10 protein-coding genes are annotated in these 14,835 nt (G+C 71.0%); 4 read left to right on the top strand and 6 right to left on the bottom strand.

Annotated elements, in window-relative coordinates; translation table 11 throughout:
- Window positions 1–175: 175 nt before the first annotated feature.
- The 3 genes from ACIOEW_RS19055 to ACIOEW_RS19045 are packed head-to-tail and all read left to right on the top strand — an operon-like array spanning window position 176 to window position 4,430.
- Window positions 176–1,438, top strand: coding sequence for a glycosyltransferase (locus ACIOEW_RS19055; protein WP_401964782.1), 1,263 nt, complete (start codon window positions 176–178; stop codon window positions 1,436–1,438).
- Window positions 1,435–3,189, top strand: coding sequence for a lipopolysaccharide biosynthesis protein (locus tag ACIOEW_RS19050; protein ID WP_362550481.1), 1,755 nt, complete (start codon window positions 1,435–1,437; stop codon window positions 3,187–3,189). Before ACIOEW_RS19055 ends, ACIOEW_RS19050 begins: the two co-directional genes overlap by 4 nt.
- The gene (locus tag ACIOEW_RS19045; RefSeq protein WP_401964780.1) at window positions 3,186–4,430 is read left to right on the top strand and encodes a hypothetical protein; all 1,245 of its coding nucleotides are present in this window, start codon (window positions 3,186–3,188) and stop codon (window positions 4,428–4,430) included. The genes ACIOEW_RS19050 and ACIOEW_RS19045 overlap by 4 nt, the downstream gene beginning before the upstream one ends.
- Here the strand turns inward: ACIOEW_RS19045 and ACIOEW_RS19040 are convergent.
- Window positions 4,399–5,922 carry a hypothetical protein gene (locus ACIOEW_RS19040; protein ID WP_401964778.1) on the bottom strand — a complete coding sequence of 508 codons (1,524 nt, stop codon included), beginning with the start codon at window positions 5,920–5,922 and terminating at the stop codon, window positions 4,399–4,401. The two genes, ACIOEW_RS19045 and ACIOEW_RS19040, sit on opposite strands and share 32 nt — an antisense overlap.
- A 113-nt stretch (window positions 5,923–6,035) precedes the next feature.
- Between ACIOEW_RS19040 and ACIOEW_RS19035 the strand changes: the two genes are divergently transcribed.
- Window positions 6,036–7,196, top strand: a complete 1,161-nt coding sequence (locus ACIOEW_RS19035; protein WP_401964777.1) for a glycosyltransferase — start codon at window positions 6,036–6,038, stop codon at window positions 7,194–7,196.
- A 1-nt stretch (window position 7,197) separates the two neighbouring features.
- On the opposite strand, the gene ACIOEW_RS19030 is transcribed toward ACIOEW_RS19035, so the two are convergent.
- Genes ACIOEW_RS19030 through gmd form a run of 5 tightly spaced genes read right to left on the bottom strand, consistent with a single transcriptional unit; the run spans window position 7,198 to window position 14,762 of the window.
- Window positions 7,198–8,025, bottom strand: coding sequence for a glycosyltransferase family 2 protein (locus ACIOEW_RS19030; protein ID WP_401964776.1), 828 nt, complete (start codon window positions 8,023–8,025; stop codon window positions 7,198–7,200).
- Window positions 8,022–8,711, bottom strand: a complete 690-nt coding sequence (locus ACIOEW_RS19025; RefSeq protein WP_401964774.1) for a hypothetical protein — start codon at window positions 8,709–8,711, stop codon at window positions 8,022–8,024. The genes ACIOEW_RS19030 and ACIOEW_RS19025 overlap by 4 nt, the downstream gene beginning before the upstream one ends.
- A complete protein-coding gene (locus tag ACIOEW_RS19020; protein WP_401964772.1) occupies window positions 8,708–10,966 on the bottom strand; it encodes a LamG-like jellyroll fold domain-containing protein in 2,259 nt (752 codons plus the stop codon). The genes ACIOEW_RS19025 and ACIOEW_RS19020 overlap by 4 nt, the downstream gene beginning before the upstream one ends.
- Complete coding sequence (locus ACIOEW_RS19015) at window positions 10,963–13,752, bottom strand: LamG-like jellyroll fold domain-containing protein (protein WP_401964771.1); 2,790 nt, start codon at window positions 13,750–13,752, stop codon at window positions 10,963–10,965. The genes ACIOEW_RS19020 and ACIOEW_RS19015 overlap by 4 nt, the downstream gene beginning before the upstream one ends.
- Entirely contained in the window at window positions 13,749–14,762 is a 1,014-nt protein-coding gene (gene gmd / locus ACIOEW_RS19010; protein ID WP_362550463.1) for a GDP-mannose 4,6-dehydratase, read from the bottom strand. Before gmd ends, ACIOEW_RS19015 begins: the two co-directional genes overlap by 4 nt.
- Between the last annotated feature and the right edge of the window lie 73 nt (window positions 14,763–14,835).

The raw sequence follows: 14,835 nt of genomic DNA, 5'->3' as shown, positions 1-14,835 counted from the left end.
CCCACCGGAAGGTGTCCGGACATGGCATCCGGTCCGGTGGGATATCGGTATCGGTGTTGATCGTGCAACGACCTTACTGTGAAGACCACTTGCGCATCTCGTGAACGGATAAGCTCACTTTTGGGGCTGTTCCTTGGGGGGAACACAGGTGGCTCCGGGGGAAGGCGATCGTCCGATGCCAGAATCAGAGCACCACAGACCGCTCGACGGCCGCCGTCTGCTGGTGGTCTCGACGAACTACGCGCCGGAGCTGACCGGCATAGGCCCGTACGCCGCCCAGCTCGCCGAGCACTGGGCCCGCTCAGGGGCCGACACGCATGTGCTGACCGGCATGCCGCACTACCCGTCCTGGCGGACCGAGGCGCCCTACCGGGGGGTGTGGCGGGCCGAGGAGCGGCGCTCGGGCGTCACGGTCCACCGGCGAAGACACTATGTGCCGCCCCGGCAGAGCGCCCTGCGCAGAGCCGCCTTCGAGGCGAGCGTGCTCGCGCACGGCCTCGCAGCCCCGCCCGCACTGCGGCCCGACGCGGTGATCTCCCAGCTGCCGAGCCTCGCCGGTGGCGTCATCGGCGCCCGGCTGGCCCGTCGACACGGCGTCCCCTACATACCCGTCGTGCAGGACCTGATGGGCGCCGCCGCCGCGCAGAGCGGCATCAGGGGCGGCGGCCGGGCGGCCGCCCTCGCCTCACGGGCCGAGCGGTACGCGCTCGGGGCCGCGACGCTGGTCGGCGTCATCCACGAGAGCTTCGTCCCCCGGGTCACCGCCTACGGGGTGGACCCGGACCGCATCCGGCTGGTCCCCAACTGGAGCCACGTCCAGGCGCCTTCGGCCGACCGTGCCACGACCCGGGCCCGCCTCGGCTGGCGCGAGGGCACCCCCGTCGTCCTGCACTCCGGCAACATGGGGCTCAAACAGGGGCTGGAGGTCCTTGTCGACGCGGCACGGCTCGCCCCCGGGATCCGCATCGTCCTGATGGGGGACGGCAATCAGCGCGAGGCCCTGCTCGCCCGCGCGTCCGGCCTGACCAACATCGACTTCCTGCCGCCCGCCAGCGCGGACGAGTTCACCGACGTCCTGGCCGCCGCAGACGTCCTCGCCGTGACCCAGCGCGCGTCCGTGCTCGACATGAGCGTGCCCTCCAAGCTCACCTCGTACTTCGTCTCGGGCCGCCCCGTCATCGCCTCCGTGGCCGACGGGGGCGGCACCGCCCAGGAGGTGCAGCGCTCGGGCGCCGGACTCCTCGTCGCGCCCGAGGACCCGGCCGCGGTACTCGCAGCGGTCCGCAAGCTCATCGAGGAACCCGCCGCAGCCGACGAACTCGGCTCCCACGGACCCCGGTACGTGGCCAGCCACCTCGGCCGGGAAGCCGGGCTCGCCCGCTTCGACGCACTGCTCACCGAGGTCCTTCAGGACGCCGAAGGGAGAGACCGCCGATGACCCACCCGATCCGCGCCCTGGAGGACCAGGACGAACCCGCGCTGCTGCGGGACCAGTTCCGCCAGCTCCTGCGCTACCGAGCCCTGCTCGCGTGCGGCGTCGTCGTCGGACTGCTCGGCGCCGGCTGGCTGGCCCTGAGCGGCGAGGACACCTACACCTCCACCGGTGAGGTGTCCGTACGCTCCGCGACCTCGGACCCCTTCGCCGCGGGCGCCTCGGCCGACAAGGGCATCAACATCGGCTCCGAGCGCCAGACCGCGGTCAGCGACGCCGTGGGCACCGTGGCCGTCGGCTCGCTGGCGAAGTCCGGCGACGCCGTGGAGGTGGGGACGCTGCTCTCCGGACTCCAGGTCACCAACCCGCCCAACACGCTGGTCCTCAGGTTCTCCTACACCGGCCGCGCGCCCGAACAGGCCAAGGCCCGCGCCCAGGCACTCGCCGAGGCCTATCTGGAGATACGCCGGGAGCGCACCGAGAACAGCATCGACAACATGGTCGACGGCTACCGCGCCCAGCTGAAGCCGCTCACCGAACAACGCGACCGGCTGGCCGAGCAGGAGACCGGCACCGTCGGCAACGACGTCACCAGCGCACGGGCCAACCTCATCGTCTCCATCTCCGAACTGAGCCAGAAAATTTCGGAGTTGCGCGCGCTCGACACGACACCGGGCTATCTGAACAAGAAGCCCGTCGTACCCGAGACGCCCAGCGGCGCCGGGCTGCCCCTGCTCCTCGGACTCGGCGGCGTGGTCGGCCTGGCGCTCGGCCTGCTGCTGTCCTGGGTACGGCTCGTCTTCGACCCCGCAGTCCGTTCCACCAGGGAGCTCGTCCGCTCGCTCGGCGCCCCGCTGCTCGGCACCCTGCCCAGGGAACGAGCCGCGGCCGGAACCCTGCTCGCCATCGGGCGCGGCGACAGCAGACTGGCCGAGGAGTACCGGGCGGTGGCCTTCCGGCTCGCGTACGACCCCTCGTTCACCGAGCGCCGCCGGCTCCTGGTCACGGCGCCCCGCGGGGACAACGCCATGGCGACCGCCGCCGCGGCCAACCTCGCGGCCGCCTTCGCCGAGATGGGCCGCGACGTCCTGCTGGTCGAGGCCGATCTGAGGGCCCCGTCCCTGGCCACGGAGCTTGGCGCGGCGGGCCGCGGCGGCCGGCCCAGCTGGGCCGCCGAACGTGACGAGCGCACCTGGCCGTCGGACAGCCGCACCAACGTGGACGTACCCGGATCGGGGGCGTTCACCCTGATCGCCGGCCGCCGTACGGACAACGTGCCGCGCGCCCTGACCTCCGCGCCCGTCGGCCGCATCCTGGCCGAGGGGGGCCGGCCCGGAGCCGTCGTCATCGTGCTGGCCCCGCCCGTGCTCTCGTATGCCGACGCCGTCGCGCTCATCGACCGCGTCGAGGGTGTCGTGGTGGTCTGCGACCCGCGCGAGGTGCACCGCAGCGACCTGGAGCGGATCCGCGAGATCATCGGCGCGGCAGGCGGCTCCGTGCTCGGCACCCTGCTCCACCCCGGCTACGGACGCCTGGAGCGCCGGTCCCGCCGGAAGACGGCCAAACGCCGAGGCCGCGGCAGGCAGACACCTCCGCGCGGCCACGACGGCCGCGACGGCGGGGACACGAACGGCCCCGACCGGGCGGACGGCGCCGGGCACACCGGCGACCCCACCGAGACACTCGGTCTGCGCACACTGGACAGTGGCGACGGGCGCGGCGGCAGCGACCACAGCAGCACCGCGGGACACAGATGAGGGCACGCACCGCGGTCGTCTGCTCGGTCGCGGACCAGGGGGTGGCCGCGCTCACCAACATCCTGGTGCTTGTGGTGGCCGCCCGGCTCTCCACCGTCGCCGACTTCGCCCGCTTCTCTGCCGTCTACCTCGTCTTCACCGTGCTCCTCGGGGTGTCCGGCGCCTACACCGGCCAGCCACTGGTGCTGCGCCGCGGGGCGAGTGACGAGACACGCGGCGCCTGCCGGTCCGCGCTCGGGTTCACCCTGCTCGTCTCGGCCACCGTCGGCGGCCTGCTCGCCGCCGTCTGCGCGATGCTGCCGGGGGAGACGGCGCGCGCCCTGACCATGCTCGGGATCGTGCTGCCCGCCGTCCTCGCCCAGGACACCGCCCGCTACGCCTTCGCCACCCTGCACGCACAGCATCTTGCGCTGGCCGCCGACACGCTCCGGCTGGTCTGTGTCCTCGGTGCGCTGGCCGTACAGCCGCAGGGCACCCCGGCGGCGCGGCTGGTCGTTGTCTGGGGCCTCTCCGCCCTGCCCGCGCTCCTGCTCTCCGCGGCCATGCTCCACCGCAGGACGGCCGGCACCCCGGTGCTGCTGAGACCGTTGCTCAGGAAGGGGCACCTCGGCCGGCGGTTCGTCGTCGAGTTCGGCGTGGGCAATGCGACCAGCCAGCTCTCCGTGCTCGGGCTCGGCGCGGTCGGCAACCCCCTCCTCGTCGGCGCCCTGCGCGGCGCCACCACCCTCTTCGGCCCGCTCAACGTACTTTTCACCTCGGCCACCGGCTTCGGCCCCCCGCTCATCGGACGGCTCGCCACCGAACGGCTCAGGGTGCGGGCCACCGCCGCGCTGGCCGCCGTCCTGGCACTGACCGCAGCCGGCTGGGCCACCGTCCTCGCCCTGCTGCCCGGCTCGGTCGGCCGGCATCTGCTCGGTGACACCTGGCCGACGGCCGCGGCACTGCTCCCGGCGACCGGCAGTCAGTACGCCGCGATGGCCGTCGGCACCTGCGGACTGCTGGCGCTCAGACTCCTCGATCCACGCACCACGCTCTCCATCCAGGTGGTCTTCTCCCTTGCCGCGGTGGCCTTCCTCACCGGCGGCTATCTCCTCGGCGGAGTGACGGGCGCCGCCTGGGGCCTGTGCCTGGGTTCCGTCTGCAAGGCGGTCGCCACCTGGACCCGGGTGGCGAGGCTGACCCGCCGGGGCGAGCCCGGGCTCGCCCCGGTCAGTGCGACCGCCGCCGGCTCCGGTCCGTGAAACTGGTGACCAGCGCGAGGCACAGCGCCGCGATGGCCAGTTTCCCCACGGCCTGGAGCAGTGGGCCGCGCAGCAGGATGAAGGTGTATCCCGCGATCAGCGGCGCGGTGATCGCCAGGACACTGCCGGGCCCCGGGCCGTCGCGCGACACCGCCCGCGCGTACCGGCGGTCGGTGCGGGCGGCGGCGTAACCGATCAGGGCGAGACCGCCGACCATGCCCGGCGCCCCGAAGTCGACCCAGAGCTCGGTCCACAGCGGCGCGGAGAGGTTGGTCATGTTCATCCCCATCCACTGCCCGACGCGCACCCCGGTGTCCTCCGGCTTGCCGCTCCACGCCGCCCGCGGCACGAAGAAGAAAGCGGAGCCCGCCAGTTGGCGGCCGTACGTGTGACCACGGGTATCGACCCACGAGATGGTGTTGGCGAACATCACCGTCTGGTCGTAGTCCTTGGTGGCCAGCGGCTCGAACACCGAAGAGGACTGCACAGGCCGGTACCCGGTGTCGTCGTAGCGGAACCGGTCCGCGTACGGGAACAGCACCAGGGCGCCGATCACCCCCATGGCCAGCACCGAGCGGTACATCGCCGCACTGCTGGGGAACGCCGTGAACAAAAGCGAGACCAGCACCGTCAGGAACCAGTAACGGGCGTTGGAAATCGGGTTGTTCACTACCAGGTTTACGGCTGCCAGCGCGATCCACACCAGGACGGTGGACGGCGCGCGCCGCGCCCGGCGCGAGGTCACCAGCCGTCGGGTGTAGAAGAGCAGCGCCAGCAGTGCGGGCACCGTACCGAAACCCTTCAGGAACGCCGAGCCCACATTGGACTCCCCGGAAGCGACCCCGCTCTCCGCGACCGAGGCGCTGATCTCCTGCCTGCTGGAGAAGAACACGGCGGGCCCGCCGAGCTTCAGCACGTAGTAGCCGCTCGCCGCGAACGCGAGCAGCACCAGCAGCCGCAGCCTGACCGGGTGCGCCGTGGCAGGGCCGCCGCCGCCTCCGCCTTCACGGGTTGGGGCGCGCCGCCGCAGTGGACGCCGGGACGCCAGCAGTGCCCCGAGATCGAAGGCCGCACACCCCACGAGGATCAGGGCGATCGCCGTGACCAGGTCGGCCCGCGGCCCGACCGCCGGCGTCGGCGTCTGACCGATGACCGCCTGGGCGAACGGCGCCACGCCCATCGCGATGTACACGAACATCCAGAAGACGCCCTGCAGCAGCCGCCGCCGCGTGGACAGGACCATGGTGGCCAGCCGGGCCCCCGAGTAACACGTCAGCACGAGCTGCAGCCAGTACGCAGTGTCCCGGGAACCGGTCCCGGGCTGGGCGGCGATCAGCGCAGGCAGGAAGCAGACCAGCCCCAGGATGAGCGGCACGGCCATCGCCCGCGACAGCATCGCCCAGGACATCGGCTTGGCGGGCGGCTCGACCGACGGGCGCGGGCTGCCGCCCCGTACGGGCGCGGACGGCGGTGCCCCGTGCACGGACGTCATCGTTCCCCCGTTCCGCGAGCCTGTGACCCTTTGAACACCTTAACGAATCAACCCACTTGAGGTGATGTGATGACTAGTCTGTGAACAGCCGGCCGAGGTTGAGGGGAACCCTGGTGAAGATCCTGCACATCGTCACGCTGCACACCCCGGACCATGCTTTCGGTGGTCCGACCCGGGTCGCCCTGAACCTTTCGAAGGTCCAGCGCGCCGGGGGCGACGACGCCCGGATCATGGCCCTGGGCGACGGCTTCGACGGTCCGCTGCCCGGCGCCGTGGAGGGGGTGCCCGTCCACCTCTTCCAGGCCCGTCACCTGCTGCCGATGTTCGAGGTCAGCGGAATCACCTCCGGGGCGCTCCTGATGTCGGCGCGCCGCATGATGCGCGGCGCCGACCTCGTCCATGTACACCTGATGCGCGACCTGGTGACGCTGCCCGCCGCGCTGCTCGCGCTGGCCACCCGAACCCCGCTCGTCGTCCAGACGCACGGCATGGTGGACCCCACCCAGAAGCGCGTGGCACAACTGACCGACCTGCTGGGGGTACGGAAGGTTCTGCGCGGCGCGGACGCGGTGCTCCACCTGACCGAGGCCGAACGGATCGATGTGAACGCCGTCGCGGCCCCCGTCGCGCTCACCAGGACGGTGCGACTGGTCAACGGCGTGCGCCCGCAGGAGCTCAAACCCGCCCGCGACCCGGCCCGCCCGCCGACCGTGCTCTTCCTCGCCCGGATCCAGGAACGCAAGCGGCCGGAGGACTTCGTGGCCGCGATGCCCGCGGTCCTCGCGACCCACCCGGACGCGCGCTTCGTCCTGGCCGGTCCCGACACCGGCGCCCTCCCCGGCACGCTGCGACTGGCCCGCAGCCTGGGCGTACTGGACTCGCTCGACCATGTCGGGCCGCTCGGCCACGAAGAGGTGCTGGCAGCCGGACGACAGGCCGATGTGTACGTACTGCCGTCGATCGAGGAACCCCTCGGCGTCTCGGTCCTCGAGGCGATGTCCGTCGGCACGCCCGTGGTCATCACCCGTACCTGCGGCCTCGGCCCGGACGTCGCGCAGGCCGGAGCCGGCCGGGTGATCGACAGCCGGGTGGGTGAGGACGAGACCAACGCGCAGAAGGTCGCGCAGGCCGTCCTGGAACTGCTGGAGCCCGAGGCCAACGCCGAGGCGGGGCAGGCCGCCTGGGAGCTGGTCAACGAGCACTTCACCATCGACGTCGTGACCGGGACGCTCCGGCGGACCTACGAGGACGTGGTCCGCCGGAAGCGCGGATGACTCAAGCAGTAGGCGTCTCACGCGACTTGAGCGCGATCTGCCATCGGTAGAAGCTCATCGCCAGGGCGAAGTCGAACCCCGCCCGCCCGTCCAGGAATCCCCGCCGGTACAGGTACATGTACGCGAAGGACACCAGCGGCTTGAACGGCGCCTTGTGGAACAGCTGCCCCTGCCGGGACTTGACCCGGCGCACCTGTTCCTTCACGTCGGGATGGTGCTCCAGCCACGCCTCCCAGTCCGAGTACCGGTTGTGCCGCTCGAACCAGGCGGTCACCGGGTCGAGGTCCTGGTGCTCGATCGGGTTGCGGAGGGACCCCGCACTCTCCGCCACCGGCTGGTAGTGCCCCTCCACCTCGCCGATGCCGGGCGCGGCGAGGTCGCCCACCTCCGGATAGTGACTGCGGGTACGGTCGGTCAACGAGCGCTTGCGGATGGTGTATCCGTGCCGCAGCCGCTTCCCCGAGAACCAGTATCCCAGCGGGATGTCGTACGCCGCCGGCCTCGGCGCGGCCGGATCGGCGAAGACCTGCCGCAGTTCCGCCAGCAGCCCGGGGCTCAGCCGTTCGTCCCCGTCGAGCAGCAGGATCCAGTCCAGGTCCGTGCGGACATGGTCCAGGCACCACTGCTTCTTCCTGGGGTGCCCGCCGTCCCAGGTGTACAGGACGACCTCGGCCCCGCACTCCGCGGCGATCTTCGCCGTGTCGTCGTTGCTGTGCGAGTCGACGACGACGACCGCCTCGAAGTGGCCGAGGACCGACTTCACCGCCTCGGCGATGTTGAGCCCCTCGTTCTTCGTGGGGATCGCCACGGCTATGGGCAGCTTGCTCATCCGTTGTCTCCTTCGAGCAGCCAGGCGTAGCAGCCTGTGGAGGTGAAGGAGCGGGCCGCCGCCGGGATCGTGATCGCGGTCCGCTTCCCGTCGTCGGAGGAGCCCGACGCCAGGTCCTTCCCGTTCGCCCCGGCGATCTGCCAGCTGCAGGTCTTGGCGGGGGTGACGTCGCGGTAGCGCCCCGGACGCAGTTGCCTGCCCTCGTACGTCCCGTCGGCGTAGCCTCCGGCCGCCCGCTCCACCAGGTCCTGGTGCTGGACGCACAGGTGCGCGACAGCCGGTTTCGCGTCGGCGATCTCACCCGTGACGATCGCGCCGACGGCCGTGTCCCGGTCCACCTTGACGAGATAGGTCAGCCGGTCGCAGGTCTCCTGTCCGGTCTGGAGCACGGCGGCCGGGTCCATGCCCTTGGGCACCCGGTCGACGAGGTACTCCTTCTGCTTCTTCGTGAACGAGCCGGTGGCCGGGGTGAGTTCGGTCTCAGGCAGCTTCGGGGGTTCGCTGGTGGCGGAGGAGGTCTGTGGATCCGTGGTGGAAGGACTCCCGGAGCCGGCCTCCGGGCCCGACGAGGCCGCCGGACCCGCGGCGGCCGTCTTCTCCGCCTTCTCGTCGGAGGACGAGCCGCAGGCGGCCAGCGCCGCCGTCATCACGATGACGGCGGCGCCGGCCAGGAACGGATACCTCATTCACCTGTCCTCAGCGCGTAGTGGGCGGCTACCTTCGCACCGCTCAGCGCGGTCGGGTAGACCGCCGTCTCGTCGATCTGACCGGCGAAGAAGTTGCTCGTCGGGCGGTTCGGCCAGCCGGCCAGGTTGTCCCCGCCGACTCGCCAGTAGCCCTGGTAGTTCCGGTTGCCGGTGTACAGGAAGTTGGAGGCGCGCAGCTGCCCGTCCACGTAGAGCGCCATGCCTCCGGAGCCCTGGGTGGCCACCACATGGTGCCAGGCCCCGTCGTTGTAGGCGGCCGAGGTGGTCACCGTCCGGTAGCCACCGCTGTAGACCCCGAACATCAGGCGTCCGTCATTGCGCATGTACACCTGCTTGTCGTGCACTCCGCTGTTCTCCATGGTCAGATTGCCGAAGCCGATGATCTTCCCTCCCCTGGTGGTCGTGGTCTTGATCCACGTCTCCGTGGAGAACGTGGTCGGCTGGGCATGCGGCCTGTTGCTGTAGGCGTACTCATCCGTGCCGTTGAAACCGATCGCGGTCGACGGTCCGGCGATAGCGGCCGGAGTCTGGCGGTAGGACGGCGCGTTGCGCAGGAAGCCGTTGTCCAGGCCGCCCGAGGCGTCGGCCGCGAACGTCGAGGTGGCCTCGTCGTAGCGCCAGTACAGCGAAGCGCCGTCGGCGATCACCTTGGCGGGGTACGCCTCGGCCGCTGACGCCACGACAGCCGTCACCGCGGGCGACTTGGCGCTGGTGTTGGTGCCGTCGCTCGCACTGATCCGGTACGTGTGCGTCTCACCCGGTGCCACGTCCTGGTCCGTCCACGTCAGTTGCGGACGGTCCCAGAACAGCGAGGACCCCGTGACAGTGTGGACGGGAGTACTCGCGCCGTCCTTGTAGATCCGGTACGTCAGCGCCCCGTCGTCCGTGTCGAAGCTGGTCTGCCAGTTCACGTCCACCTCGCCCGTACGGACCGTGGAGACACTGGCGTTGGGCACCCAGGGCGCCCCCGTGTCGGGGCCGTCGGCGAACCGGGTCAGCCCCTGCTGCGCGGCGCCGTTGACGGTGGTGAACTCGCCGCCCACCCACAGGTAGTGGTGACCGCCCTTGTCCGTCTGCGCCATCACCCGCGGACCGACGGGCTCGCCGATGCCGTCATTGGTGTCCGGGAACCACGGCAGCAGCTTCGGGTCGTCGACCGCCTGGGCCAGCAGGTGCTTGCGCGGCTGGTCGGGGAATTCACCCATGGACGCGCAGTCATGGGCGTGACTGCCGCTGTACAGCACGCCGTCGTGCACCAGCAGCGCCTGCGTGGCGCCCAGGCAGGTGTCGCGCCAGACCTGGGAGAAGGTGGCGAGGTCGAGCGCGATCCGGCCGTCGAAGACACCACCGCCGGTGCCCTCGTTGGCGGTGTAGAACTGGGTGGCGTCCGAGGTGAGGTCCTGCACCGTCGAGGTGTTGGGAATGAACCCCGGATAGCTCTTGTCCAGGGCACCCGTGGTCGCGTCCACCACGGCCAGCGCGTGCGAGTTCGTCCCGTTGACGGTGAAGAAGTCTCCTCCGATCACCACGTGCTGACCGTCGGGCGTGATCTCCACGGCCCGGCCGACCTCGTCCGTGTTCGCGGTGAACGGCTTGAGCTGGGCGCCGGTGGTCACGGCGGCGAACTTGTTGCGGGTCTGCCCCGCGACGCTGTTGAAGTCACCGCCGAGATACACCGTGTCGTCGGTGACGGCGAGCGCCCGTACGGTCGCCGACACGGCGACCTTGAAGTCCTCGCGGGGGGTGCACGTGGCCGTGTCGACGGCCGCGATGTTGCTGACCCCGACCCCGTTCACCGCCCCGAACTGACCGCCCGCGTAAAGGGTGTCGCCGTCCGGGGACAGTACGAGGGACCGCACGGTCGCGGTCCCCGAGGAGAGGGTGAACGACAGGCTGCAGCCGGTCGGCGCGCCGGTCGCGGCGTCGAACGCGGCGAAGTTCACCGCCGGCTGCTCGGACGTGCCGGCCGCTGCGTCCGGCGGCCGTACGGTGGAGAAGGTGCCGCCCGCGTAGACCACCCCGTCGGCCGACGCGGCCATCGACCAGACGATGCCGTTGGTCTGCCAGGTGGACAGGTCGTCCGCGGTGATCGACACCGGCGGGGTGAGGGCCGCTGCCGGGGAGCCCCCGGCAGCGGCGGCGCTCAGGGCCCCGGCGAGCAGGCAGAGCGCGGCGGCCGCGGCACGCGTGCGGCCGCGTGCGCCAGGTCTGCGCCCCGTACTTTCGTTCATCATTCAGCTCCGAAGGTGAGAACGAGCTGCGGCCGGTAGGCCGCGGTTGCGACCTCGCTCGACCAGATGCGGAGACTGTCCGTCCCGCTGCTGGTGAGGGCGAGTGAGTAGGCGGAGCCCAGGGCTCCGCCCAGCGCCGGCGCGTTCAGCTCCACCGAGTAGTCCGTGGAGACGGCGGTCGCGCCGGAGATGGTCCCCAGCGCCGTCGCGGCGAGCGACGGCCGGGTGTTGTAGGTGACCGCCGACTCGGTCCACGCGCCGGTGACCGGCACGAGAGTGTGGCTGTCGGCCGAGCCCGCGGTGGAGTCCGACGAGGTACGGAAGGTGAGCCGGGCGCTCTTGAGCTCCTGCCCGGCCGGGGCGGCAGGCAGGGTGAAGCGGAGGTACCCGAGATACGGCGTGGTGCCCCGGGAGGCGAGCTGACTGTCGTTGTAGGTGGTGTTCGCCGCGACACCGTTGACGTAAGCGTCCTCCGTCGGCGCCAGCGTGACCGTGGTGTCGCCGGGCCCGGACGGGGTGTCGGCCAGATTGTGGTGTGCGGCCACCTGAGCGGCGGTCAGCGCCGACGGGTAGACCGCCGTCTCGTCGACCTGTCCCGCGAAGTAGGTGCTGGTGGGACGGTTCGGCCAGGCGGTGGTCATGGCGTCCCCGCCCACCCGCCAGTAGCCGTTGTACGACCGGTTGCCGGTGGTGGCGTTCGTGCCGGCCTGTACGCCGTCCACGTACAGGCGCATGCCGGACGGGCCCTGGGTGGCGACCGCGTGGTGCCAGACGTTGTCGTTGTACGAGCCGGCCGAGGTGATCGTCGGACGGCTGCTGGAGCTGCCGACCTGGACGCCGAAGGCGAGACGCCCGTTGTCGGTGAGGTAGAGGATCTTGTCGGAGATCCCGCTGGTGTGCCCCTGGGCGGTGCCGATGTTGCTGCCGTACCCGACGATCCGCCCGCCGCGGGTCGTGCCAGTGCGGAACCACGTCTCGATGGAGTACGGGGTCGGTGAGGTGTAGTGGTGCAGCCGGTCGCTGTAGACGTACTCGTCGGTGCCGTTGAGGGAGAGAGCTGTGGAGCCGGTCACGGCGGACGGGGTCGAGCGGTACGAGGGGGTGTTCATGTACACGCCGCCGTCGGCGTTGTCCGAGGCGTCCGAGGCGAACGAGCCGCCCGCCTCGTCGTAACGCCAGTACAGGTCCGCCCCGTCGGCGAGCACACGCTCCGCGTACGGACTCGCCGAACCGGACGCGACGACGGAGGCGTTCGCGGAGAGCGCGCTGGTGTTGGTGCCGTCGCTCGCGGTGATCCGGTACGCGTAGCTGCGGCCCGCCACGACGTCGGTGTCCGTGAAGGTCAGCTGCGGCCGGCTGAAGAACAGCGAGGAGCCGGTCGTGGTGTGCACCGGCGTCGATCCGCCGTTGCGGTACACCCGGTAGGTGAGCCGGCTGTCGTCCAGGTCCAGACTCGCCCGCCAGCTCACCCGCACCGCGCCGGCCCGTGGCGCGGAGAGACTGACCACGGGCGCGGAGGGCGCCCCGGTGTCCGGGGAGTCGGCGAACCGGGTGAGTGCCTGCTGCGCGACTCCGTTGACCGTGGTGAACTCGCCGCCCACCCAGAGGAAATCGCGTCCGTCGCGGGACGAGACGGTCAGTGCCCGCGGTCCCACCGGCTCACCGATGCCGTCATTGGTGTCCGGCAGCCAGCCGAGCATCGCCGGATCGTCGACGGACTGCGCGGTCAGGTGCTTGCGGACCTGGTTGGGGAAACCTCCCATGGTGGAGCAGTCGTGGACGTGGCTGCCCGCGTACAGCACCCCCCGGTAGACCCGCAGCGCCTGTGTGGCGCCCTGGCAGGTGTCCCGCCAGCGCTGGTCGAACGTGGTGAGATCCATGGCGAGACGTCCGTCGAACGAGGCGCCGCCGACACCCTCGCCGCCCACGTACCACCCTCCGGACGCGGTGTCGGTGACGATGTCCTTGATCACGGCGGACGACGGGATGAAGCTGTTGGTGTACGCGCGGGTCAGCGCGCCCGTACCGGCGGAAGTCACCGCGAGAGCGTGCGAGTTCGCGCCGCCCACCGTGACGAAGTCCCCGCCGATGAGCACGCTCTGCCCGTCCGGGGTGACCTTGAGCGTCCTGCCGGGATCATCGGCGTCCGGATTCCAGGCCGTCAGCGCACCGGCGGCCGTGACCGCGCCGAAGAAGCGGCGCGTCTGGCCGTTGACGCTCTGGAAGTCGCCGCCCGCGTAGACCGTGCCGTTCGCCGCCACGTCGAGGGCCCGCACGGTCGCCCCGAAGCTGGGTGCGAACCCTGGACGCGGCGTGCAGGTGGCGGTGTTGACCGCGACCAGGCCGTTGGCGGCGGTCCCGTTCACCGCGTTGAAGTAACCGCCCACGTACAGCGTGGACTTGTCGGGGGAGACCGCGAACGCCCGCACCGTCGCCGTGCCGCTGCTGCGCGTGAAGGAGAGCGAGCAGCCGGCGGGCGCGCCGGTGGCCGCGTTGAACGCCGCGAAGTTGACCGCCGAGGTGGTGTTGCTGCCCGCGGGGGAGCCGGCCGGGCGGACATTGCTGAAGGTGCCGCCCGCGTAGACGACTCCGTTCGCCTCGGCGAGGGACCAGACGATGCCGTTCGTCTGGTACGTGGCGAGGTTGTCGGCGGTGAAGCCGACCGGCGGAGTGAGCGCGGCGGCCGGGGGAGCGGTGACCGCGGAAGCTGTCAGGACTCCGGCCGTGAGGGCGAGAACGGCGGTGAACACACCGCTGCGGCTGCGTCTGAGACGCCCGTGGCAGCTCATCGGTCCACCCGCACGGCGGCTCCGGTGAGCTGGTCGGCCAGCTGCCGGACATCGGCGTCGACCATGATCCGGGCCAGTTCCTGCGACTTCACGGCGGGCTTCCAGCCCAGCAGTTCCGCGGCCTTGGACGCGTCCCCGATCAGCGCGTCGACCTCGCTGGGGCGCTCGTACTTCGCGTCGTACCGGACGTGTTCGCGCCAGTCGAGACCGGCGTGCTCGAAGGCGTACTCCAGGAACTGCCGGACGCTGACCCCCTCGCCGGTCGCCACCACGTAGTCGTCCGGGGTGTCGCACTGGAGCATCCGCCACATCGCGTCGACGTACTCGGGGGCGTACCCCCAGTCGCGCACCGCGTCCAGGTTCCCCAGGTGCAGATGCGTCTGCAGACCCGCCTTGATCCGGGCCACCCCGCGGGTGATCTTCCGGGTCACGAAGGTCTCGCCCCGGCGCGGCGACTCATGGTTGAACAGGATCCCGTTGACCGCGTACATCCCGTACGCCTCACGGTAGTTGACGGTTGCCCAGTACGAGTAGACCTTGGCGACGCTGTACGGGCTGCGCGGATGGAAGGGGGTCTGCTCGTTCTGCGGCGGCGGGTTGGCGCCGAACATCTCCGACGAGGACGCCTGGTACACACGGGTGTCGATGCCGCTGGCGCGCACGGCCTCCAGCAGCCGGATCGTCCCCAGACCGGTGACGTCACCCGTGTACAGCGGGGCGTCGAAGGAGACCCGGACGTGCGACTGCGCGCCGAGGTTGTAGACCTCGTCGGGCCGGATGTCGCGCATCAGGTTCACCAGGGCCACCCCGTCGGCGAGATCGGCGTGATGCAGCACGAACGAGCGGTTCTCCTCCTCCGGGCCCTGGTAGATGTGGTCGATCCGCTCGGTGTTGAAGCTCGACGAGCGGCGTATGAGGCCGTGGACCGTGTATCCCTTCTGGAGCAGCAGTTCGGACAGGTACGAACCGTCCTGTCCGGTCACGCCGGTGATGAGCGCGGTCTTCGCCATGTCTCCCCCTTCTGCGGCCGCCTGAGAGGCGGTCGGGCAACGCCGAAATTTCAGAGTTTGAGTGATCTGCGGC

This window comes from Streptomyces sp. NPDC087901 (assembly GCF_044742205.1).
GTDB lineage: Bacteria > Actinomycetota > Actinomycetes > Streptomycetales > Streptomycetaceae > Streptomyces.
The sequence above is the reverse complement of the archived record's forward strand: the minus strand, read 5'-3'. Positions and strand labels throughout refer to the sequence as shown.